The sequence below is a fragment of the Chromatiaceae bacterium genome, from assembly GCA_024235395.1.
Lineage (GTDB): Bacteria > Pseudomonadota > Gammaproteobacteria > Chromatiales > Chromatiaceae > Thiosocius.
Genome location: JACKMK010000004.1, coordinates 342,314 through 365,557, shown reverse-complemented (window position 1 = coordinate 365,557; position 23,244 = coordinate 342,314). Strand labels below are relative to the sequence as shown.

The window sequence follows — 23,244 nt, the reverse complement described above, 5'->3', positions numbered from 1 at the left end:
GGCCCATGGTTGCGCCCCGCGGAAAAGACCGCCATACCTGTCCGCCCGGCACGTCGCCGGGGCGGACCGACAACTGCGCGCAGATCGGCCCGACCTCACGCTTGGCCTTTTCGGCGTCGGTGAGCCCGACCGTCATTACATCGCGGGTCGAGTCCCTCCTGCGCTGGATAGGTCGAGGCCGGGCACAGAGGCTCATTGGATGGTGCCGCCATACGTCTCGGAAGGGAGCGGGGAGCGGTGTCACCCTGGGCGGCGCCCGGCGAGAGGCCGTCGCGGGTGGGTGATCGAGATTGCGCGATAGCGGATCACGGCAGGCGAGAAACTTCCGTGACATCTCAGAGAACACACCAGGGCGGTAGAGTTCACTATTTGTCAGAGGCCGGGAGCTCGTCTAGCTGCTGCTGCAATTCGGGTAACAGCTGTTGCTCGACGTAGTCGACGGTCTCGACGGTCTTCGATTGCATCGTCGCGATACGAAACTCCTGGCGCCCGCGGCCATCGTGGATGGCGCCGCCAGCATTGGGTTTCCAATGGTGAGGATCGCCGTCAAACCCGAACGCCCCGTACCGCGCGACCATCGGCGCCGCCTCTTTTTTGAATCTTCTTTTGGCTCCGGTCCTGATCTCGTTGAGCGACGATCGCTGTGTCAGGAGAGCGTCCACACGATTCGTGCGGTCACTTTCCTGGGGGAACTTGCGCCTGATCTGCCGGTAATTGGCGTCGTCCGCAATGTCCTTGCGCCGGTTATCGACGTTCTGGCCGGCGTTGGACCTGGTGGTGGCCGGCCCCCTCGCCCGCGCCGTCTTGTCGTCTGCGTAGCGCCGCAACATTCCGAGCTCGCTCTCGAGGGCATCCAGCTTTGCTTGGGTCTCGTTCAGCGTCTTCAGATTCGGCGAGCGCGACAGGTTCTGGAAGTCGCGCTGAAAGGCCTGGCGATAGGCAGACAATATCGTGCCACGCCGGCGCATGAACTCGAGCCAGGGTTTGGCATCGTTCAGCTGCCGCTGCAGTGTGGCCTTGTCGCGCTTGGTCAGGGGCGGCCCGATGTTCGGGGACTCGTGGCGTCCACGTATCGCAGCGGTCGTGACCCCAAGGGCGTTGAACCGAACGACATCATCCTCTGTCAATCCGGAGGCGGGCTTCCATTCGTCAACTTGGCCCGGTGCGATGATGCCCAGCCCGATCGTCGCGGATTTGCAGGTGTCGGAAATCGCCGCTCTGAATTCGTCCTGCGGGACGTCGTCGGACGGGCGCTCCGCGGCCAAACCCTGCGACAGGATGCCGAAACCCACCGCGGGGTCTTTGAACAGTGGCAGTCTGCTGGATTCGTGATCCAGACGGCCGTGTCTGGCGTTGCGCTGGTCGTTGCGGTACCTGTTGACGGCGCCGGCGCCGAAACCGCGCCGACTTCTCGCCGGGACCAACCGTTTCAGCTTCGGGATCGCTTCGGCGTCGGGTCTGCTCAGCGCGCGCAGGTCGCCGATCTCGGGGAGCGGCGAAAGATCTGCATGGGTCAGAGGTCCTGCGTTCGGTTGCTCGATATGCTGTTGTTCCTGTGTCGGAATGACCTTCAGCGGCAGTTCGTCGGGCGTCTCGTTTCGAGGCTGCGCTTCCAGCGAGGATTTCAGATCCAGGGCGATGAGCATCGCGTACTCGGCGCTCGCCCCCTGCTCGGTCATGGCCTGGCCGACCCGCAGCATGACGCGTGCCTGAACGTCCCTGGCCTGTGCCGGGGTGAGATCGGTACCCGGATCGAGGGTCATCAGCTGGCGCTGCTGGTCGGCGTTGAGCCTGCTCCAACCCTCGGCGATCGGCTGGGTGAGCCAGTGTTTCGCCTTCAGCGTCTTTAGCGCCGCCAGCGCTTCGAGATTGGCCTGGGCGCGTTCGTTGAAGCGCCGCTGGTCCTCGGGCTCGAAGTATGACTCCACCTTGTCGGCGGACTTACTCGCCAGGTAGGCGCCCACGAGGGCGCCTACCCCGAGCCCGATGGCGCCGCCGATCAGCGGCCCACCGAACAGCGATCCGAACAGCAAGCCGGCCGCCGCGAACGATACCGTGCTCCCGAACGCCGACGTGCCTGCCGCCGCACCGACCGCCAGGGAGCGGCGAATCTCCCTACCGCGCTCGTTCTTCCAGTGGCTGTACTTCGCCGGGTGCGGGATTTTCGCTTTGATCTTCGGGCGGTCTTGGTCATGTGCCGGGGCCAGGGGCTCCGGACGATCGGGCCGCCGGGCTGACATGCCGCCGTCATCGAGCGGCAGCGGGACTACCGACGCCTTGGGCGAAACCCTGACGTCGAATCCATCGACGTGGCCGGCTTCCCAGTAGTTTTCCTCGTCTTCGGCGGCTCCGGTACCGAGGGTAGTCGCAGGCGTCGTGGGCAGCCGGCTCCTGACATCGTTCTCGTTTGAAGACATCGTCGTCTCCGTAGCCGAGCTTGGGAAAGCGGTTCCAACTCTGGCAGTATAGGTGAAGCGCAGTTTTCCCGTCGTTGCGGCGGTGTTTCGTTACGTCATCCCAAATTCCGGAGGGCAGGGTGTCCACGACAACGGCGGATCGACTCGATGTCGAGATCACCGCACTCGGGGATCTGAGGTCGGATCCCGGAGCGATCTCGGCACTGCTGCGCACGCTCGGCGAACGTCTCGGCGTGCAAGGGTTCTGTCTCGACGAGGCAGGGATCGCGGCGCTCGATGTCGATGCCGGGCTGACGCTGACGTTGATCCACGTCGATGACAGGCCCGGGGTCCTCGTCGTAACCCCCATTGCGCCGATCGCTTCCGTTGGCGACGCCGCCCTGTTGCGGCTGTTGCAGGCGAATCATGACTGGTTCATGACCGGAGGTGGGACATTCGGCGTCGATCCGGAGGCGGAGGCTGTGGTTTTCTCAACCTTTCTGCTACTCGCCGGTCGATCCGCGGCGCAGCAGGAAGCGGCGCTCGCCGACGCAATAAGCGTTGCCGTTGCTTGGCGCGACGCCATCGCCGACGGTTCACTGTCCGGCGAAGGCCGGCATCCCGTCGAGGATTCCGTCCGGCCCGGTTCGATCAAGGCATAGCGGAGGCATCGTGGCGCGCGAATCCTTTCTTTCACGAGTGATTGCCGAGTTTGGGCGTGCGCTCGGATTTGCTGACCTCAAGCTCGATGAGCAGGGGCGTCGCACACTGTACTTCGACGACTGCGAAGTGACGCTGACCGTCGGCGCCAAGCCCACAGACGTCCTATGGGTGCATGTGCTGATCACCCAGATCAGGCCGGATGACCGCGAGGCGCTGATCTACCTGCTGCAGGTTGGCGAGGTGCTCTGGAGTAAGAATCTGATGACAGTCGGGCTCGACCAGGCGGGGGAGCTGGTTCACGGCTTCAGCATGCTGCCGGCGGTCCATGTCAACGCCGAACGCCTCAAGGCGCTGGTACTCGAGATGGTGAGGGTCGCCGTGGAAGTGAATCGACGCGTATCTTCACGGGACTTCCCGACCTCTGGTCCTGTGGTGGATCCCGGCGGCATGATTCGGGTCTGAGTTCCCGCCCAAGCCCGCCGGCGCGGAGGCACTGAATCGTCCTCGATGCGCGGGCCGATCGCGCCGCCAATTGATGCGATGGCATTCGAGCATAGCGCTCCGGCTTTTCGAATCGTTTCGCGATGACCAGGGACGCATCCGTAAACGCGCCGTGATCTCCGTGCGCCTGCTCAACGATTGCCGCCGTATCGTGTGCAGGGCAAGCGCGGCGCCACCAGGCAATCCGATGAGTTGCGCCGTTCGCAAAGCCCAATCGGCGGCAGCCACCTCAGCAACCCCGTGTTCGTGTCGCCGCCTCCGGGGCGGGTAGGCGATTTGCTTCGCGATCTCGAGCACTAGCTCCATGCCAAGTACGACCCGAAGACGCTGCCGGGTATCGAGACCATCCGCCCCTGCCTGGCCGGTATCGGCCGACGGGGCAGATGTCGATTGCGCTGCTGCTGGGCACCGGCAATTGCCCAACAGTGTGCTGCCTCAAACGCATCCAGGCACAAGGGCACAGATGCGTCGTCTCGACGGCGGGTCGCAATGGCCACGCGAACCCGGGGCGTCTCGGCACTCCGCCCGCGGTGCCGGTCGGCGTCGCCGCCGCCTTTCCGGCGCGGCCCCAGGTCGCGGGGCGAGTCTCCGATGCCTGCCGACAGCATCGGTGCGGTGGACTAGACTTGGCCCTTACAGTCAGTCCCCCGGAGCCTCGCCATGACCTCCACCACCAGTCTCGCCGACATCCTCAGGCGGATCGATCCCGGCCTTGTCCTCGATGGTGATGGCGAGTGCCAGATCGAGACCGACGGTGGCGAAGAGTGCCTGATCAGCGCCGTCGACGAAACCGGACAGGTCGTCTTGTCGGCGCCGCTGGTCGCAGTCAGCGACTTCAGCGCCTTCGGGCTGTTTCAGGAGGCCTTGCTGATCAATAACGACCTGACCCTGACCGGTGCCGCGCGCATCTGCTTTGACCCGGACCAAGGCATGTTGCTGCTGCGCTATGCCACCGCCGCCGAGGGTCTGGACGAGGGCACCCTGGAGGTCCTGATCGACGCCACCCTGGAGCTGGCCGAGCGGATGCAGGTGCACCTGCAGGCCGGCGAGAGCCTGTTCGACCCGGACGGCGAGCCAGCCCCGGCGGCGGATCATCCAGGTACCGACATCGGCGTCGGCGCGAACATCATCCGCGGCTGACGCGGCAACCGAGGGTTGGACCCATGACCACACCCGTCGACCTGATCCCGACCGGGCTCGCGGGCACCACGCTGGGGCAGAGCCAGGACGCCTCACGCCCGGTCCCCCAGCACGTGGCCGCCGACGTCCAGGTACAAAAGGACGCGGTGCGCGCCTGGGATCGGCTGAGGGGTGGCGTGACCCGAGATATCCGATCCGCCGACAACCGCCACGGACGTCACGGCCGGCTTGTTTTGCAGCTTTCGTCCCGTCGCTCGGTCGGCGGTTTGCGTCGGTCCATCCGCAACCTGGCCGAGCGGGTCGGGGGCGCCTTCGCGCTGAGGCGCGCGCTGCGTGCCGGTAGCGTCCCGCGTAACGAGCGGTCTATGGCGCGGTTTCGCATCCGCTACGAATTGCCGCGGCTGCGCCAGCGGCTCGCCGTGCTCTGCCAGTTCGACCGCCTGGCCGGCCAGATGCGCGGAACCACCCTGTTCGGCGGCAGCAAATCGGACAAGGTCGCCGGCGACCTGGCTGGCCTCAGCGCGGCGGCGCTGAGCAACGTCAATCCAGATCTGCGCGGCGATCTGTTGCTGGCCAAGGAGCACCAGCTCTTGCGGGTCTCGAAGCACTTCCCCCAGTCGGGTTTCGGCAAGGTCAAGAGCCAGCGCAGCCGTCAACTGATCCGCCAGCTGGTCGCCGCGACCCTGCTCCAGCACGGCTATGCCGCGGCGAAGCTGGTGAAACGGGATCTGACCCAATATTGCGCCCTGGCCGAACGCTCGGGGACATCGTCGGGGTTCGCCCGCCAGGTACGTCGGCGAATGGAAGACGGTCTGCGACGGGTCAACACCGGGGAGCACGCGGCGCAAGTGCATGTGGGCCTGTTCCCCGAACTCAACGGCAAGACCGAGCAGGCCAACCTCAGGCGCGTGTCTGCCGCCGATTGGGACGATCTGCTGCGGATCGATCCCCAGGGCGTGCCGGGCCAGGGGGACAGGGATCGCATCCGCGACGCCCTGATCCAGGAGGTAGCCAAGGGTACTTTGCCTGCCGCGCAGAAGCTCAAGGGCGAACTCGACGGTAAGAGCGCCCTGCAACAGCGCCTGCTTGCCGACCAGCGGGTGCAGGCCCTCGGGCAGTCCAAAGCGCGTGAGCCGCACACCTACTACAACCCGTTTCGCGTGGACAAGGACGACGGCCTCGACGTCAACATCCAATCCACGCGACGGAAATACGCGGGCAAGCCCCATTATCGGGTCGCCGATTCCAGCTACATGGGCAAGCCGTTGAAGTCGGTCGAGGACGACCATGTGGTACTGATCGACGGTCACGGTGGCGATCGGTTCGATGCGATTGCCGCCCGCCAACATCTCCGGGATCTGGAGCCTTCGCAGCGGGGCGCCTTCATGCTCTCGGCCGAACAGCTCGCCGCGCGCCTGGAGAAGGATGGCCTGCCGAAGACCCACAAGACCCTCCGCCTGCTGGCCTGTTACGGCGGTGGCAGTTCGCTTTGGGGCCGGGATGGAGACTTCAGCGGCAGTCTAGCGCACAATCGGCAGACCGACGACGCCTTTGCCCAGCGCCTGGCTATCGCGCTACATGCCCGCGGCTACAAAGAGATCGTCGTCGGCGGCTATCCCGGCAGTGTCCATGCGGCGAACGATGGCTCCAAGCAGGTCGCTGCAACCAAAGGTAGCACCGTCCTCATCGACGCTGCGGGTCTGTGCATCTACTACGACGGCGCGGGCCAACGGGTACCCAATCCGCGCAACCCGGACAAACGTCTCACCGACGACCAGCTGAATGCCTTGCTGAATCAGCGCCTTTGAGATTGGGACTGGTCCTCCATTGCCGCACAGGATCGCCCGCGGTTGTGTGGCCCGTCACCACGCCACCGGGTACGACACGATGGATCGTTCTGGGGCCACCACCCCTGGTTGATCGACGCCCGGGTCACCGGTCTATTGCCGCTCACCGGCCAGAGCGGCGGCAGATCGCAGGTATCGACCTCCTCGGGCGAGGCAGTTGGGTCCTGCCGATACGCATGCGCTTCTGTGAGGACCCGAACGAGGGTGCCAGGCTTCGCGGAAATCGGTGGCCAGTTTCAACGGCCTGTTGGGCGCCCTAACGAGGCGGCTTTGTAACATGGATTCCGATGGCATCGCCGTGTACAACCGTCGTGCGGGCCTCGGCGTCATCAATCGGCCACGTGGACGATGCCGGTGCATTTCGGCGGACGGTGAACCGGCCGGTCGCCTGCATCGACCGTACCGCCTCCCCGACGCAGACCGTGCCGTAGGATATCTTGGTCGTCCCGTTCCTATGCGAGGTGCATCGTGAAGCGCCTTACACCGAGAACATCGAACGACGATTGCCCCTTCGGTCCTGCGCTGCAAAAGTATTGGGAACGGAGGTACGACCTGTTCTCTCGGTTTGATGACGGCATACAGGTCGACGAGACAGCGCTGTTCTCGACGAAGCCGGAAATCCATGCCGCCGATATTGCGGCCAGGTTGCCGGGATGCGAAGTGATTGACGCGTTCTGCGGGGTCGGAGGAGTCGCCATTGCGCTCGCAAGACTTGGAAAGAAGGTCATCGCGGTCGATATCGACGCGGAACGTCTCAGAATGGCAATGGAGAACGCGAAGATCTATCGGTGCGAACATAACATCACCTTTGTCGAGGCGAATTTCCTGGAGTATGCGCGCCACCACGGACGGGTGACCTCCATTTACATCGACCCGCCTTGGGGCGGGCCGGAGTACTTCAGGAAAGATGTGTTCAGGCTGGGTGATTTCGTACCAGACGGGGCATCGATTCTGCAGGCCAGCCTTCCGATCGCCGACCTCGTGGCGATGACCGTTCCGACAAACTTTGGATTAGACGAGATGAAGGCGTATGGAAGCGATTTTGCCGTCCGGATGAGCCATGCGTGGGGACGCGAATTGTTCATGACGCTTTACATCGATGCGGCAAGGTATCGAGTATCGGATTGATGCGCAGGCGTCCCCGATCTCGTCGCATCACGTATTCGCGCGCCAGCGGCGGTCCCACCGGCTCTGCGGCAGGTTTTCTGCGATCCTCCGTGTCGGACAGCGAAGGCCGCCCAAATCTATGAAAGCGCGACGCTTCGGGATACCGCAATGGTCAACTGCTCGACCTGGCAGACCAGGAGGCGTTGCCGGTCGTTTATTTGCCCTGTGTCTCAATCCCAACCGCATTGTGGCTGGCGGTCGCGATGCTCCCCGGCGCTTGACTCGCCGGGCCGATCCCCTGCACGCCAGTGATCAACATTTGCACGCCCACGACAGCAAGGATCAGGCCCATCAGGCGACTGACGACCTTGATGGCATTTTGACCAAGGAAACGGACCAGCGTCTCGCCGCCAACGAAGGCGGCCCAGGTCAAGGCGCAAATGGCGGCGAAAGCGGCGATCACCCGGGTCATCGCTGACAGCGACGTCTCGGCGGCAAAGCTCATCGCGGTGGCGATCGTGCCCGGTCCTGCGAGGATCGGTAGCGCGAGTGGCGTGATCGCGAGGCCCAGGACGGCGTCGCGGCTCGCGGCGTTGTCGTCCTCTGTCGGCGCGTGAACGCTCGAATGCTGTCCCTGCAACATGTGGTAGCCCACCAGTCCAACGAGAATTCCACCGGCGATGCGGAATGCGGGCAGGGTGATGCCAAAGAGATCGAACACATAGCGACCGCCGACCGCGAAAATCGAAACAATAATGAAGGCGAATACCACCGCACGCGAGGCGATGCTGCGGCGGGCGATACTGTCGAGTTCGTTGGTCAACCCCAGAAACAAAGGCGCGTTGGCGATCGGGTTCATGACCGCGAAGAAAGCCACGAAAACCGTCAAGAAATGCACGCTGGGTTCATGCATGGTGGTGTGTACTCCGAAGAGACTCGGGTCGTGGCCAATCGCTGCGGGATTGCCGCTTGCCGACAAGTAACGTGCTGCAGGGCATCGTTGGTCAGTTCGCCAAGTTGCAACCGCGGCCCATGGTCGATGATCCGGCATCACCTGGAGGAAATCTACCCCCGTGTCGCGCCTACGCACTCGCGACCCATTATTTCAGGGTAGCGCGCATCGCCTCTTGTCGTGGAAGTGAGCGCAAGAGTGACAACAGCTTGCCGTCCGTTGGAGGATCGATTGCGAAGGATCCGGTTCGTTAGAATTTGCTGATGCGCTGCAAATTCAGTGGCTCGGCGTGCCTAAAAAACGGATGGATCACCACTGTGTGGTATCGGTAAGCGTATGCAGCGATCGTTTGCTTGCAAGCTTGGGTTGCTCCGATGGTTGCGCGCGTACGGAGAAAACGTCAACGAGTACTCACGTTGGCGTGTTGATCTGTGCTGGGGATCGATGTTCGCCGCAGGTGCGACGCGAGGAGTCGCAGTCGTAGTGCCCGTAGTGATTGCCTGGCACGGTGGCGACCAAAGCAATAATCGGGGATTGTTCGCGATAGTGAATGCGGAAGATCTCGGTTGCGGCTGATAGGCATCTTTGATGCGGAGGGTCACGCGGCGCGGCATGCGTGGGCTACTGCCGAATTGCCGATGCGCGTCGTCGATGAACGATTAGTGGATATCTCCCGAGGGATGGCGGGCATAGTAAAAACTATTGCTGGCGGCCTGGTTACGCAGCGGCCGCCAACCGCACCCTCACCGCAAGCGTAGAGATGTCGACAATCCAGCACGGGCTTTGAATTCAACTGTATCCGGCAACATGCGTTGCAGACGTTTTTTTTGAGTTCGGGCAATTGATTTCGCCTGCCTGTTCGTTTCCGCTCGTCAGGCCCGATGGGCGGGCGTGGTGGCGGCGATTGAGACCCATACCAGTGGCGGACTCTAAGTGGCATGAGTGACCCACGCACTACGTTCGCCGCAGTGTGGATAGCGGCCAGGTGGTATTGGCTGATCAGCGCTCGTTCCCACAGTGTCCGACCGATGCAACGGATAGCAGGAGAGTAGACGCGCATGACAGCCCGATTTCGGGCCCGAAGCTGTACCCACACTGAACCACCATGATGAGACCATTGCGTAATGGAAACTCTCATTGAACAGTTCGTCACCCTATGGGTCGTCATTGATCCAATCGGGACCATACCCGTATACGTTGCGGCGACTGCGGGATTTGAACCACGCGAGCGTTCCTTGGTTGCCTTTCATGCGACCTTGGCCGCGGCCGGCGTGCTGATGTTTTTCCTGGTCCTGGGTCAGTTCTTGATCGATGCCTTGGGCATCTCCCTCGTCGCATTTCAGGTTTCCGGCGGATTGGTGCTTTTTCTGTTTGCACTCACGATGATCTTTGGCGAGTCGAAGATGCAGGCGGAGATCAAAGACGCAAAAACCGCGTTGAAAGAGGGCACGCCGGCGGTGTTTCCGATCGCCGTGCCGTCGCTGGCGGGTCCGGGGGCGATGCTTGCGGTTGTGTTGTTGACCGACAACAACCGGTTCAGTATGCCGGAACAGGCCGTCACTGCCGGGCTGATGCTGTTGGTCATCCTGTGTTCGTTGCTGCTCATGCTTGCTGCCGGACCGATTTTGAAGGTGATCAAGGTTACCGGTGCCGCCGTCGTGAGCCGGGTCATGGGAATCATCCTGGCGGCGGTCGCCGTGCAGAACGTGATCGAGGCGATAATCGCTCTGCTTCGCACGACAAAACTATAATTGCTCCGAAAGGCGCGCTTTGCTTGGCGCACATGTCCCAGCCGAGTCTTGCGGGCGAAACGTGGTGTGAATTTCCTTGGTTTGGCGAGGTCGACCGTCGTGCCGGTTGTGCGGTTTCCCGCATGATGTCGGTGCCACGCCATTGAGCCGTTTGGATGACGCTTGGTTTCGCGACGCAGGATCCATCGGGTCAGCCAGGTCTTATGGACACCGCATTGCCTGCCTGTTGTCTATTCGGCGATTGCGATCCGGCCGAAGTGGGCGCTCAGGAGAAACGCGATGGGCGAAAGGCGCAGACTCTTTGACATACCTATCGGTACAACGGGCGCCGGGACGTGGCAGCGCGAGGGCGCGCGAAGGAATCGTCGGTTCGCTATTGGAACCAAACGGATTCGAGGTGCCCCTGCGCGGAGGCTTGCGTCGCGATCCGTATCTTTGCGGAGACTGCTGGCATTGGCCCTCGAACCGAAAGACACGGGGCACGGATGGGCGCTTCTGAATGGGTACGGGACTGCTCGCAACCCGGTGGCGGTGGGGTATCGCAACGCGCTCGACGGGGCCGGTGCCTTGCACCGCGAGGTGCCGTGATGAGGATGGGCAGAGGGGACTGCCGGCCTGCGGAGCCCGCCTCGACCCTCCTCGCCCGGATGCGACATCTTCGGGCGGCTGTCGACGCCCGCGCACAGGCGGTTGGACCTGTGCAATCCGTGTCCAGCGCAAGGGTTGATGCCTCCTGTGTTCGCCGACCGAGAAATCGTCTGGCCACCGAGCGGTCAAGCTCGACGGCCGCCCTGTTGTTCTGCGTGCTTGCCTGCGGCTCCGTCGGGCCGACGTTCTCGTCTGATGCGGGGAAGGGGACGAACGATGGTCAGTCCCGTGAGGTCATGGTGCTGAACTCCTATCACAAAGGGTACGACTGGACCGACCGCGTGGTGGACGGTATCGAAGAGGAGTTCTCCGGGGAGGAAAACCTGGAACTGCGTATCGAGTACATGGATAGCCTGCGACTGGACCCGGTGCTGCGCGATGCAGTCGTGAACGGCATCTTCAATCTGAAGTTCGCCGGCCGCCCCATTGCACTGATCATCGCGACCGACGACCTGGCGCTGCAGACGGTCCTGCGTTACCGCGACGATCTCCTGCCAGGTGTGCCGGTGGTGTTCTCCGGAATCGAGGGGCTGTCCGCCGGTTTGCTCTCGCGAATGGACAATGCAACCGGCATCGGGGAGCGGACGGACTTCGAAGGTACCTTGTCCCTGATTCGGGCCCTGCATCCCGACGCGCAACGGTTGCACGTGGTGCTGGGTACCCAGCGCGAGCACCTCTGGACGGCGCTCACCGAGGCGGCGGGCAGCGGTGATTCGGGCCTCGACCTGGTGCGCCTGCCCGCGGGCAGTGCGCAGGAACTGACGGCAGCGCTGGCCGCACTGCGCAGAGACGACCCCGTGCTGTACCTGTCCTTCGAGCGGGACGGGACCGGGACTCGTTACGCCGACCGGGAGCTGCTGCCGACGCTCGCGCGGGCGACCTCGGCTCCCATCTATGCGATGGCGGAACATCTGCTGGGCTTCGGAATCGTCGGCGGCCACTTGAAGAGCGCCACCGAGCAAGGCCGGATGGCCGCGCGTCTGGGGCTGCGCATCCTGCAAGGAGAAGAAGCCGGCACCATCCCGGTAGTCCGCGAAAGCCCGCACGTGAATGGTTTCGACTTCCGCCAGTTGCAGCGCTTCGGCATCTCTCCGGGAGACCTGCCGGAGGGCAGCCGCATCATCAACGAGCCGGATACCTTTTATTACCGCTACCGCCACTACCTGTGGCCGGCGGTCGCAGCATTCGTGCTGCTCGCCGCCTATGCGGGGTCGCTGCGCTACAACATTTCCAAGCGCAAGCGGGCGCAGCGCGGCCTGGAAAATCTGCTGGAGCAGGCAGGCAACCTGCTCGACCCGGATGCGCCGGCGGGATTTCGCGATGAACTGGAACGGCGCATCAAGGACATATTGCCGGGCCGGAACGAGATCCTCCTGTTTCGCTATAGTTCCCCGGCAGCCGAGTTCGACGTATCCAATCTCGTCGGCCCGGATACCCGCAATGGCGCAGACACGGCTGCGGACGGCGAGCTGTTGCGCCGCGCAGCCGAAGGGCGTCGCTGTGTCTTCGAGCGGTCTCGGGCGGCGCTGTATTTTCCCAACGAGGACATGCCCGCCAATCTCGCACTGGTGCATGCGGACGGTCCACTGGACGATATCGAGTGCGACCTGCTCGGCGTGTTCGCCGGCAACGTCGCGGCCTCGGCCGGCAACATCCAGAAGTACCGGATGCTGGAGACTCTGGCCACCGCACGGCGGATTCAGGAGGCGATGCTGCCGGAGATACCTGTCGGCGTCGGCGTTGCATACGGAGTCCAGTTGCATGCCAGCCTGGTCGCCGCGCGGTCGGTCAGCGGTGATCTATACGACGTGATCCCGCTGGATCCGGAGCGCCTGTTCCTCGCCGTCGGCGACGTATCGGACAAGGGTGTCCCGGCCGCGTTGTTCATGGCGCGGACCATCACCTTGCTGCGCGTGGTTGCCGAGGCGGAGCACGACCTGGCAGTGGTTGCGCGCAGGGTCAATGATGAACTGTGCCGTGGCAACCGCATGTCGATGTTCGTGACCTTGCTGTTGGCGGTCTACCACCGCGGCGACGGGCGCCTGGCATTCGTCAATGCAGGACACGACGCCCCGCTCGTATTGCGCGCGGACGGCTCGCTGGTTGCGGCGCCGGCGTCCGGGAACGTCGCCTTGGGCGTGGTGGAGGGTCTCGATTTCGCGGCGGCGGAGATGAGTATTGCCCCGGGGGACACCTTGGTCGTTTACACGGACGGGGTTACCGAGGCGATGGATGCCGGCAACCGGACGTTCGGCGTCGAGCGGTTGCGCGAGGCCCTTGTAACCGACGTGGGGTCGACGGCCGCCGAGGTGGCGCAGTCAATAACGGATGCGGTGCACCGCTTTGCGGCCACTGCGCCGCAGTCCGACGATCTGACCCTGCTGTGCCTGCGGCGCGAACCCTGAGGTCATGCCGCAGGCCGACCGGTCAATGGTGTCCCGGCTGGAGGTGGATCGTGGTGCCGAGCTCCAATTTGCTGCTTGCGGTCTTGGTGGTGGCCAGCTTCGCGCCGACATCGATGCCGACGGCGTCGAATTCCACGGATGGCTGGATCATCGCGATGCCGATACTGGCCACTTTCGATGCGGTGTTGTCTCCCGGAATCCACGGCCGGCTGTGGCTGACCTGCGAGGTCTGGGTCGGCAGTATGACCAGGGAGTGGGGCTGGTAGTTCTTCTTGTCCCTCACGATGGCGTCGGCCTCGTCGCGCAGGCGCTGCGCGTGGTTGCGTCGGTCCTGGGTGACGCTGCCCTTGGTGGTGTCTTCCAGTTGCCGGGCCTCGGCGAGTCTGGCGTTGGCCCTCGCCAGGGCATCGGGTCTGATGGACATGGTCAGCTTGACCATGTCCGACCCGGATGCCTGCAACGCCTGTTGCCCGATCTGTGCGCGGATCTGAGCCTGCTGAAAGGCCGCGCGAAAGTCGCTGCCGTTGCCGGTCACGTCGGCGAGATGATTCAGGTAGTTCTCCGCTGCTGCGATCTTCTTTGCAGGCTCCCTGCCCAGATCGGCGGGGAAGGGCGCCTTGATCTCGTACTCGCAGTCCGCACCGTAGCTGTCGTCCACGCGGTCGCGCACCACCGTTGAACCGAACGCCAGGGCGCGTTCTCCTTCGACGCCGCCACCGACGATGGCACCCCGCAGCGTGCCGCTCTCGGTCACTCCGAGGCCCGAACCGGCCGCGGCGTCTCCGGACAGCGCGCCGTCGCCGCCGAAGTGTCCGCTGGTGTCCTTTTCGTACGCCTCCATCGCCTCCTTGCCCGGGGCGGCGGTGACGCCCAGGGAACCGGAGATGTCGGCGGACATCGCGTATTCCAGTTCGCTGCGCTCGCTGCGCGTCTTGTCGTCCACGGTGATCCATTCCTTGTACTCGCGGCGTCCACCGAGGGCAAAACCCAGTTTCGCCGCCGCCGACACGGTCGCCTTGTCCCTGGTCCAGGCACCCGGGGTGTCCCAGTGCTTTCCGAGCGTGACGGATGCCTCGAGTTCCTCCTCGTTGCCGTGTTCGAGCACCAGCTTGACCTTGTCTGCCAAGCCGTTCCACTCGTCGATACTGAGCCCGTCTCCCTCGGCCATTCGGGCCAATACCTTCTGCATACGGGCGAGGCCCGGGCTGCCGTTCTGGTCTGTGTTGTCGAACTGCAGCTGCAGGCCGCTGATGCGGTAGCCCTTGTACTTGCCCTCGAGGTTAGCTTTCAGTAGCTTGACGAACGTCACCTGCAGGGCGGCGGACAGGTTGGATTTGTTGCCGGCTTTCAGGTAGAGGTCGTAGCCGCCCGGCTGGCGGCCGATCGTCAGTTCGTCATGGCTGCTGCGGCCGCCGCTGACCTCGGCCTCGGCGCCAAACTTGACGATATCGAAGCCCGCCTTACCGGTGAACTGCCAGCCCCGGCCGAAATTGACGCGCGCCTTGGACCCGGGTGTGAGTTCCTCGCTGACGGCCGCCAGGTGGCGGACCTGGCGGTCGATCCGCAGCCGGTGCGCGTCCTTGCCCTGCGCGTCCGGCCCACGGCCGCTGCCGAGCGAGGTATCCAGGTCGGCGAACTCGCCCTCCCATCGATGCATCTCGGCCCGGTCGAGGCTGCTGGAGATCACGTCGGTGACCAGCGGCCGCACCAGTGCCAGGTCGAGGCCCCAGGCGACGAGACGCTGTTCGATCGCGTCCATTCGGGACGTGGGGTCGTAGAGATGCAGTGGCATGCCCCGGGGCCGCTCGGCCAACACCGCTGCGCGGATGGCGGCGGTGAGCAGCCGGTGGCTTGCGGAACCGGGACTGGGGTCGACGTCGCCTGCGGGGTCAGCAGCCCACGTCTTGTCCGCGAACAGTTGGTCCAGGGTCTCGGTGTACTGTCGGAGTTGCTGCCGCCGTGTTCCTTGCAGGTCGTTGATGGTGCGTTCGACCTCCTTCATCGCGCTGCGCGCCTGCAGCGCCCGCTGGCGCGACGAGGCGGCGGCAGTGGGTCGGGTGTAATGGTCGCGCGCGGCTGCACGGTCATGAGCGGCGGCCTGGGCGCCGAGTCGCGCGTAACGTGAGACCGCCGCGGTGATGTCCGCCTCGTTTTCGGCGATGCTCCCGGCCAGATCCATGGCCAAGTCGCGGGGCGACTCGCCGTCGCCGCGGACCGGTATGCCAGGGCGGTCCGGGGCGTCCACCCGAAGATGGGCAAAACGCCGGTTCGCCGCCAATGCGACGGCGGGATCGTCGGTCTTCAGCGCCAGGTTGCCGTTATCCTCCACCAGCGTCTGCAGTACGGATTGGCAATAGCTCTGTGACCGAATCTCCGGGGAGAAGTCGCGCTGCGCCTCCATCTCCTCGGATGCCAGCGTGCTGCTGCGGTTGAACACCGCCTTGGTGACGGCGGCCAGGGTCCCGGCACCGGCCAGGACATCCTTGCTGGACGCGAAACCCCTGCCGGCCAGGTTGTCCAGGCTTGCGAGCACCTGGTCACGCTGGGCATCGGAGAGCCTTCCATCGCCGGCAGGCGAGAGGGCACTTCGGATCTGCGCGACCTCGCCGTCGCGCAGGCGGCCGCCCGGAAGCGCCCCCTTCTCCGCAAACAGCGCCTGGGCCTGCTCCTTGTCCACGCCATGGTCGGCGAGGTCTCCGAATTCCTGACGGGCGGCGTCCAAGCGTTCGCGTTCGTCGAGAATCTGCAGCTCCAGGTTGGCGAGTCGATCGTTGGCCGGGGCGTTGTTGGCGAGTCGATCGTTGGCCTGGGCGTTCTTCAGTGCGGGACGGGTGCGCAGGTTGAAGTCGTCCGCGCGCAGCCTGGACTGGAGACCATTGCGCTCCTGCCGGATCTGTTGCAGTCGGGCCTCGCTCTGATCGATCTGCCCCTGCAGGTGCGCGTCGTGGGTCTCCAGCAGCCGAAGGGTCGAGCGTGCGGAGTCCATCCGGTAGGCAATCTTCAGTTCGTTCTCATTTTGTGCATTACCGACAGTGAGATTCCGCCTCGGGAGATTCTGCTCCATGCCCCGAACCACCTGGCGTTGTGCGTTGATTCGATCGCGCAAGTCGCCATTCCTGGTGTCGATGAGGCCTTCGACGCGGTCGTGGATCTGGCGGTCCTCACGGTTCAATCGTTCGACGCCATCCGCCAGTTCCAGGGCGAGGCGGCGCTCGGCTTGGGTGCGGGGACTCAGGGCGCGGGGCAGCGGGTTGTCCTGGTCCGGGCCGCGCGACAGGCGATCCACCTCGTCCTGCAGATGGCGCACCCGTGCCATCAGCAGGTCGCAGTCGCGGTCAAGGGCCGTGCCGTCACTGCCCTGGGCCGCGCGCAGCGCCGCGAACAGCCTGGCATCCATACGCACGTCGCCGGTGCCGGCACCGGAGAAGACCCGAAACACTTCGTCTTTCTGCGGCATTGCCGAAGTCGAATCCGGTCCCCACAGTACCTCGTCGAACGGCACTTCACCGGCGGCCCCGGGTAGCTGCTTCAGCAGCGCGCGGTCGCTGACCTTAACCCTGAGATTGGTGGCCAGGTCGCGCTGTGCGTTGCGGAGATCGTGTTGCGCGTTGACCAGCAGGCGGCGGTGAGCGGCGTCGCCCTGCGACTCGTCGCCGGGGGCAGCGCGGTCCGAGGCGCCCAACTTGAGCCGTAGGGCGAGGTCGTCGAAGGCGCGATCGCCGGCGAGCTGGAAATCGACCAGGCTGCCGTCCACCAGCCCCCCTGCCAGGCTGCCCAGGCTGTCGATCGCCTTGAAACGGGTGGCGGCGATGCTGCCGGCGCCGCTTACGCCGATGGCCGCGGCCCAGTCGCGGGTATTGCCGTGAGAACTGAGCTGGTCGAGCAGGCGGCCGCGCAGGGCACGGTACCCCGGGTCTCCGGACTGTTCCCGTTCCAGCCGGTCGAGTTCGGAGACGACGTGCGCCAGGCGCGCATTGCTGAGCCGGGTCTGATGTTGCGCCAGGGTCTGTTCCAGCCTGCCGCGCAGGACATGGTTCGGGTTGTTGCCGAGCTCCCGCAGTTGCCCGCGGAGGTCGTCGACATCCCGGCGCTCCCGATCAATTTCGTCAGCGCTCATTTGGGCGCCGGCCGCCGGATCCAGATCCGCCAGCTCCGGCAACCGGCTGGTGATCGCCAGCGTCAGCAGCCGGCGGCGCTGCCCGTCGAGACGGTCGTTGAGCACCTGGCGCTCGGCATCCGCGAGCCCTCTGTCGTCGCCCACGGCCCGCGCCACCTGTTCGAGCCGGTCGAGTGCGGCATCCAGATCCAGGCTGACCTGCTCCTGGGCATTGCGGACCACGGCCTGTGCACTGGTGAGACGATCCAGTACTGGGTCTTTGATGCCGAACAACCGCTTGCCCAGGGCGATGCCGATGCGCTCCGTCCAGCCTCGCGCATCCAGTGCCACGCGCGCGCTGCTGGCTCGGGCATGGGCACTGGCGAGCGCCTCGGCATCCTCCCCCTGGACCAGTCTCTGCACCCGGTCACCCAGAGTGTTCACCGCCTGGCGCACGTCGATCGGCTGCGCCGGGGGGTTGGGGTGGGCCGGATGTGCACCCTGGGCATGATGCGCGTTTGCGGGACCCGGTTGGTGACGTGGGACCGGGCGCGCCTGTAGCGCGGCGAGGCGCCGCGTATCGAGCGGAGAGCGGTCCTTGCGCCCCAGCGCCGTGATGTTGCCCGCGGAGTCCTTGGCCAAATCTCCGGCCTTGGGGGCGGAGGGACGCCGGCCGACTAACTTGAGCCCCTTGTCCCACAGCTTGCCCTGCCAGGTCAGGGGTTGTCCGTCGCGGCCGTAGCGCACCCTGGAGCGGGTGACGGTGGTGTCGGCGACCTGCCTGCTGCTGGTGTCGGTGACGCGGGAACCTTGGTTCCAGAGAGAGCCGCTGATAGTCATCTGAGTCGCTGCCTCCAGTCGTGACGGATCAAGCCAACTGGCCCGGTGCAAAGCCGTGCGGGACCATCGCCTCGGCGTCGGGGTGCTGGTCGCGGAGTCGTGCGCGCAGCGCATCCAGGCGCAGGACGAAGTCGCCGATCAGGTTACTGACCTGTTCCGGCCCCAGCAGTTCGGCGGGAAAGCGGTGACAGAGGAGCAGCGCATCTGCGTCCGGGTCGTAGGCGACCGCGCCGCCGCCGGTCTGCAGACCGTAGAGGTTCAGCGTCAGCGCCCTGCGAAACAAGGCCTCGCGTCCTTCGGCCGGGGCAGTGAGCAATTGCCCGTGGATGAACAGGGAGCCGTCGGCGTCGCCCAGTTCGATGGTGCAGGCGAGGCCCTCGTTGAACTCCAGGGCGCAGACTCCTCCCTCGTCGAGGGACAACGGCTGACCGAGGTCCTCGCCAAGAAGGGCGAGGCCCTGTTGGATAATTTCCGCGTTTGTCATGCGTTCGGTCACTCCTGGTCGATAGAGCCTGACCCGCCGGCGGCCGCGCGCGCCGGTCGGTCGATGGGGTCGTCGGACTGCACGAACTGCCGCCGTGTCGTCGGTCCACGGTGTCGTCGTCCCGGCGGGCAATCACGGGCGGCCGGAACCGCGGATTCGAACGTGACCCGGCGGATCACGCGACGGGGGCCGACGGGCGCCTCGCGGGGACATCGGAAGCACCTCGGCGCACTGCGACCCGTCACCGACCGTCATCCTGGATCAGGGCCCCGCGCAGCGACGCGATGATATCCTTGCCGGATTTCTCCTGCTGGTAGGCGAGCATATCCGTGAAGGCCGCGATACGCGCGTCCGCCGTTGCGCTCGGGTCGTCGAAGACACGGTTGAGCGCGTCCTTCTGTCGCTGGGTCAGGTCCATCTTGGGCGGACCGGACATCAGGAAACTGGCCGGCTCCCTGTCCGTGTAGCGTCCCCGGACGGCGTCGATCATCGTGCGTCGAAGCTGCTCGTTCACCGGGCGTCCGTGCAAATCCTCCGACAACGGGGGCGGCTGTCCGTAACTGCCGTCGGGGTCGATGGCCTTGTTGAAGGCCGTGATGTCCTCCGCGGTCAAGCTGCGCCCCTGGCTGACGCGATCGATCACGTCGAGGGCCAGTTGGGGGGCGATGTGCTCGACCATGAAGCGGGGCGCCTGTACCCCCCTTGCGACCTCCGCCGTCCAGAAATCGTCCAGGAGCAGCGCGTCCGTGTGGTTCCGGATGAAGTTGCTCGCGGCATTGCGCGCGTTCTCACCCTGCAGGCTGTCGTCCAGCGTACTGGCTTCGTGGCTGGCCAGTCGGAGGTCTATGGCGTCCTGCGTGCTCGGCATGACGGCGTTGTTGCGGTGCCAGTCCAAGAAACTCTGTGCCTGGTTTCCCAACGTCTGAACGTAACGGTCGACGGCGGTGTTCAGCATCCGCAGGCGGCTGGCGCGGTCGCCACTCTTGGCCGCCAGGCTGAACTGCTCGCGCGTGCTGTCCGACAGGTTCAGACCGGTATCCAGTGATGCGACGTGTGCGTCGTAGACCACGCGGAATGCCTCGGCGAACGCGTGGTCCTCCATCTGAGGTGCGCGGGCAAGCAGGTCCATGATGGCCTCGAGGCCGTCGGCGTCGTGCGCCGAGCCGAGACCATGGTCCGCTGGAGATGCCCGCACCCAAGTCAGCAGCACTGCTCGCTGCTGGGGGTCGTGCAGGGCTTGGCGCACGTCGAGGGGCAGCATCCGGGTGCGGTTGTCCTCCGTCTCACGCCGGTCCAGCAGGTCCTCGGCGCTGAAGGCATCGAAGCCATTCCGCATTCCGGTCACGAGTTGGGTGAGATCGGCCTTGAAGCGCCGCGCGGCGGTGATGCCGTTCCTGGCCGCGCGATCGATCACGGCGCGCTGGATCTTCTCACGGTCGCCGGGGGTTGAGGCATCCTGATCGCGGATCGCGGCGACTCGCAGCAGCTGGTCCTTGACGTGCTGGGCGTCCGCCAGGCCGCCGGTGGCCGCGCGTTCCACCAGCATGTCCCTGGCCACCCGGCGGGCGTCCTTGCCGACGATCTGGTCGTCCTTGATCTTCAGGAGCTTTTTCCATTGCAGCGGATCGATGGATTCCAGGCGGCGCTTTTCGTCGCCAGAAAATTCGCGGCCCCGCAAGCGCAGGCGCCGGGTAGCCTCGTCCAGGTAGTTGTTGGCACGCCGGGTGGACTGGTCGTCGTAAACAACGCCTCCGGCGATCGAGCCTCCGACCAGGCCCACCACGCCGCCGATGGCCGCGCCGACCAGCATGCCGGCGACGGTGCCGACGATCGGAATCGGGATGGCTGTGCCGATGACGCCGCCGGCGATCAGGCCCGCAGCAACGCCGGCGCCGACGCTGCCGGCGAACGCCGTGGCTCCGAGTGCGGTCCCTACACCCAGCCCGACTGCGGACGTGGTACTGCCCTTCTTAAACTGGATCTGGTCCGCACGGAAGCGCGGCTCTGGCGACGGTTCCCGATCGTGCAGCAACGCGCTGCCGGCGTCATTGTCGCCATCCTGACCCAGATGCTGCGTACTCTGGCTGACCTGGAACTCGGCATTACCGGTGGCGAGCCGGCCATGCGGCGCCTCCTGGCCGCTGACCTCCGCGTGCCGCACCGCGTTCGTACCGGATACCTGTCCGCTGTTATCGATTGAGTTGGTCATCGGTGATGGCCCTCAACTGCGGTTGCGCCGAACCGGGCAACGGCGTCCAGGCTTGAGGTGAGCGATCTCGCGACCGACAACAACCAGCGCCACGCCGTACCTGAGACGCCGCCGCATGCCCCTGCGTTCCCGTGAACTGTTGGTGAACCGGCGGGTTCATACGGGCAGCGTGCCCGGACCGCGCGGAAACGGCGCAGGCCGCTGGCGCGCCGCCTCGTCGCCGGTGCGTGGCCGTGCGGCCCTCGTGAAGTTGGCGACGGCCTCGCGGATCGGCACGGTCGACTCGAGCATGGCCTCCAGGACCTCGCGCAGGCCGGTCCTGTCCAGCGTGATCAGGGGCAGGATGTTGCGCCCCAGCACCTGCCGGCCGTCGGCGCCGAGCCCGATGGTCAGGTTGTTGCGCCCCCAGGTGACCAGATTCAGCTCGAGCAGCATGGCAGCGGCCTGCCCGGCGTCCGCAGGCAGCTCACCCAGATCCACGAGCAGCACCAGCGTCTCCAACGGTGTCGTCACATGGCGGAAGGTCACGCGGATGTCGTCGAAGGCCAGGGTGAGCAGGCCGTCCGGTTGCATCTCGGCGGCCGGCAGGCCGAGGTCGCTACAGAGTTCGGTGAGGATGCGGCTGGCGTATTCACGACGCGACATGGCGTTCTCCCCTCTGTACGCTGGTGTTCAGGCGAATACCGCGGGCGGTGGACCGGAGGCTGGCCGCGGCTCGGCTGCCCGGTCGTCGCCGGCGAGATCTAGGGCCAGTTCCAGTTCGTCGATCCAGTCCGCCGCCCGCGTTGCGAAGTCCAACAGGCTCTTCTCGAACGCCTGGACGTCCCGGTCGGACGCGCCGCCGCTCGCCGGGATCAGGCCGCAGAGTACGCAGGGCCCACCGTCTGGGAGCTTGGCGAAGGTGGCCCCGGCAGTGCGATGCCAGTCCAGGTTGGCGCACAGCAGGTCGAGCAGCAGGTCGGGGTCTCCGGCGAGCCTGTCGGGCATTGGTGCCGCGGCGATGAACCCGGACACGCCGGCACGGTGCAGCAGCGTCAGCTCGACCTCGTCGGCCAGGGAGACCACGACCGTCCCGTCGTCGTCGATGCGGGGGGCAGCTGCGCCGTTACGCGCCGCAACGGCGGCGAGCAGGGTTTCCAGGTTCTCGCGGGAGGGCGCTCGCTGCGCTGTGTCCCGGATGAGGTCCTCGGGGTCGACGCCCCGGTGATCGACTGCTCCTGTCATTCCAGGCCTCCTGGGTCGCCCGCATCGCGCCGGTACGCATTCCGGGGGGCGACAGATGGGAAGAGTAGTCCACCCCGATGCGTCCGGCCAAACCGGCGGTGAACAGGGTATCGCTGTTGCGCGGCGGCTTGCTGTTCGTTTTGCGTCTGCCGGTACACTATCCGTGTGATGGATGCAGGCATTCTGCAGCAAGTGAACGCGGTGGGGATGCAGCCACTGGCGTGGGCCCTCGCGGCGCTCCTGGCCGTGGCGCTGGGGTTCGCCGTCCGGAAACTGCTGCGCGTCCATGGCCATCTGCCGCTCGCGCGACTCGGGTGGCGCGGGCGGAGGGCGCCGCGCGAGTACGTCCGGGCCCTGTTCGACGGGTACGCCGGACATTACGACCGGCACCTGCTGGTTGACCTGGACTATCAGGCGGCCAACCGGGTGAGCTCCGCACTCGGTGACCACCTGGCGAGCGGGGCCGCGCCGCCTGGCCGGGCGCTGGACCTCGGCTGCGGGACCGGCCTGCTCGGGGTGCTCATCGCACCGCGCGTCGGATACCTCGCGGGCGTCGACCTGTCGCCGAAGATGCTCAGAGGGGCGGCCCGGCGCCGCGTCTACGACGAGCTTTTTCAGGCGGACGTCGTGGACTTTCTGCGCCGTCCACAACAGGCCTACGACCTCGTCACGGCCGCCGACATGTTGGTGTACCTGGGTGAACTGGGGACGCTGATGGAGGCGATAGTGTCCCGCCTGAATCCCGGCGGTGTGTTCATCTGCACCACAGAGTATCAGCCGGAGCCTGGATATCGTCTGCGGCGCACCGGCCGCTTCGCGCACCATCCCGCCTACCTTCGCGACGTGGCCCGGGCCGCCGGGATGGTGGTGGTCTCCCAGGCGGAAGTGGTATTGCGCACCCAGCGGGATGCGCCGGTCGTGGGGCATGTGCACGTCCTCGCGAAGGGGTTTGTTCCGCAGTGACGCAGCCATGGTCGGCGG

15 protein-coding genes are annotated in these 23,244 nt (G+C 65.4%); 8 read left to right on the top strand and 7 right to left on the bottom strand.

Features of this window, described 5'->3' with window-relative positions; all coding sequences use genetic code 11:
• Window positions 1-365 precede the first annotated feature (365 nt).
• Complete coding sequence (locus H6955_20145) at window positions 366-2,417, bottom strand: hypothetical protein (GenBank protein MCP5315880.1); 2,052 nt, start codon at window positions 2,415-2,417, stop codon at window positions 366-368.
• A 119-nt stretch (window positions 2,418-2,536) separates the two neighbouring features.
• On the opposite strand from H6955_20145, the gene H6955_20140 reads away from it, so the two are divergent.
• From H6955_20140 to H6955_20120, 5 genes are all read left to right on the top strand, one after another.
• Entirely contained in the window at window positions 2,537-3,058 is a 522-nt protein-coding gene (locus H6955_20140; protein ID MCP5315879.1) for a type III secretion system chaperone, read from the top strand.
• A 10-nt stretch (window positions 3,059-3,068) separates the two neighbouring features.
• A complete protein-coding gene (locus H6955_20135) occupies window positions 3,069-3,521 on the top strand; it encodes a type III secretion system chaperone (protein ID MCP5315878.1) in 453 nt (150 codons plus the stop codon).
• A 699-nt stretch (window positions 3,522-4,220) separates the two neighbouring features.
• Window positions 4,221-4,700 (top strand): type III secretion system chaperone, encoded by a 480-nt coding sequence (locus H6955_20130; protein MCP5315877.1) that lies wholly within the window; start codon window positions 4,221-4,223, stop codon window positions 4,698-4,700.
• 23 nt (window positions 4,701-4,723) lie between these two features.
• Window positions 4,724-6,508, top strand: a complete 1,785-nt coding sequence (locus tag H6955_20125; GenBank protein MCP5315876.1) for a hypothetical protein — start codon at window positions 4,724-4,726, stop codon at window positions 6,506-6,508.
• Between the two features lie 507 nt (window positions 6,509-7,015).
• On the top strand, window positions 7,016-7,675 hold the full coding sequence (locus H6955_20120; GenBank protein MCP5315875.1) for an RsmD family RNA methyltransferase: 660 nt from the start codon (window positions 7,016-7,018) through the stop codon (window positions 7,673-7,675).
• 193 nt (window positions 7,676-7,868) lie between these two features.
• Here the strand turns inward: H6955_20120 and H6955_20115 are convergent, their stop codons facing one another.
• Window positions 7,869-8,567 carry a MarC family protein gene (locus H6955_20115; GenBank protein ID MCP5315874.1) on the bottom strand — a complete coding sequence of 233 codons (699 nt, stop codon included), beginning with the start codon at window positions 8,565-8,567 and terminating at the stop codon, window positions 7,869-7,871.
• A gap of 1,163 nt (window positions 8,568-9,730) precedes the next feature.
• On the opposite strand from H6955_20115, the gene H6955_20110 reads away from it, so the two are divergent.
• Window positions 9,731-10,357 carry a MarC family protein gene (locus H6955_20110; protein ID MCP5315873.1) on the top strand — a complete coding sequence of 209 codons (627 nt, stop codon included), beginning with the start codon at window positions 9,731-9,733 and terminating at the stop codon, window positions 10,355-10,357.
• An 884-nt stretch (window positions 10,358-11,241) separates the two neighbouring features.
• Window positions 11,242-13,410: a SpoIIE family protein phosphatase gene (locus tag H6955_20105; protein ID MCP5315872.1), complete on the top strand. Its 2,169-nt coding sequence runs from the start codon at window positions 11,242-11,244 to the stop codon at window positions 13,408-13,410.
• Window positions 13,411-13,432: 22 nt separating this feature from the next.
• Here the strand turns inward: H6955_20105 and H6955_20100 are convergent, their stop codons facing one another.
• From H6955_20100 to H6955_20080, 5 genes are all read right to left on the bottom strand, one after another.
• Entirely contained in the window at window positions 13,433-18,346 is a 4,914-nt protein-coding gene (locus tag H6955_20100; GenBank protein MCP5315871.1) for a hypothetical protein, read from the bottom strand.
• Between the two features lie 28 nt (window positions 18,347-18,374).
• Window positions 18,375-18,830, bottom strand: coding sequence for a type III secretion system chaperone (locus tag H6955_20095; protein ID MCP5315870.1), 456 nt, complete (start codon window positions 18,828-18,830; stop codon window positions 18,375-18,377).
• A gap of 241 nt (window positions 18,831-19,071) precedes the next feature.
• The gene (locus H6955_20090; protein ID MCP5315869.1) at window positions 19,072-20,991 is read right to left on the bottom strand and encodes a hypothetical protein; all 1,920 of its coding nucleotides are present in this window, start codon (window positions 20,989-20,991) and stop codon (window positions 19,072-19,074) included.
• A 204-nt stretch (window positions 20,992-21,195) separates the two neighbouring features.
• Window positions 21,196-21,684 (bottom strand): CesT family type III secretion system chaperone, encoded by a 489-nt coding sequence (locus tag H6955_20085; protein ID MCP5315868.1) that lies wholly within the window; start codon window positions 21,682-21,684, stop codon window positions 21,196-21,198.
• Window positions 21,685-21,711: 27 nt separating this feature from the next.
• Window positions 21,712-22,263, bottom strand: coding sequence for a type III secretion system chaperone (locus tag H6955_20080; GenBank protein MCP5315867.1), 552 nt, complete (start codon window positions 22,261-22,263; stop codon window positions 21,712-21,714).
• A 168-nt stretch (window positions 22,264-22,431) separates the two neighbouring features.
• Between H6955_20080 and H6955_20075 the strand changes: the two genes are divergently transcribed.
• Window positions 22,432-23,226: a methyltransferase domain-containing protein gene (locus H6955_20075; protein MCP5315866.1), complete on the top strand. Its 795-nt coding sequence runs from the start codon at window positions 22,432-22,434 to the stop codon at window positions 23,224-23,226.
• Window positions 23,227-23,244: the final 18 nt, after the last annotated feature.

Bases quoted from the DNA above. Each gene is read 5' to 3' on its own strand.
- H6955_20095 (MCP5315870.1), bottom strand. From the start codon at position 18,830: ATGACAAACGCGGAAATTATCCAACAGGGCCTCGCCCTTCTTGGCGAG.
- H6955_20110 (MCP5315873.1), top strand. From the start codon at position 9,731: ATGGAAACTCTCATTGAACAGTTCGTCACCCTATGGGTCGTCATTGAT.
- H6955_20105 (MCP5315872.1), top strand. From the start codon at position 11,242: ATGGTGCTGAACTCCTATCACAAAGGGTACGACTGGACCGACCGCGTG.
- H6955_20115 (MCP5315874.1), bottom strand. From the start codon at position 8,567: ATGCATGAACCCAGCGTGCATTTCTTGACGGTTTTCGTGGCTTTCTTC.
- H6955_20130 (MCP5315877.1), top strand. From the start codon at position 4,221: ATGACCTCCACCACCAGTCTCGCCGACATCCTCAGGCGGATCGATCCC.
- H6955_20085 (MCP5315868.1), bottom strand. From the start codon at position 21,684: ATGTCGCGTCGTGAATACGCCAGCCGCATCCTCACCGAACTCTGTAGC.
- H6955_20145 (MCP5315880.1), bottom strand. From the start codon at position 2,417: ATGTCTTCAAACGAGAACGATGTCAGGAGCCGGCTGCCCACGACGCCT.
- H6955_20075 (MCP5315866.1), top strand. From the start codon at position 22,432: ATGGATGCAGGCATTCTGCAGCAAGTGAACGCGGTGGGGATGCAGCCA.
- H6955_20125 (MCP5315876.1), top strand. From the start codon at position 4,724: ATGACCACACCCGTCGACCTGATCCCGACCGGGCTCGCGGGCACCACG.
- H6955_20080 (MCP5315867.1), bottom strand. From the start codon at position 22,263: ATGACAGGAGCAGTCGATCACCGGGGCGTCGACCCCGAGGACCTCATC.
- H6955_20100 (MCP5315871.1), bottom strand. From the start codon at position 18,346: ATGACTATCAGCGGCTCTCTCTGGAACCAAGGTTCCCGCGTCACCGAC.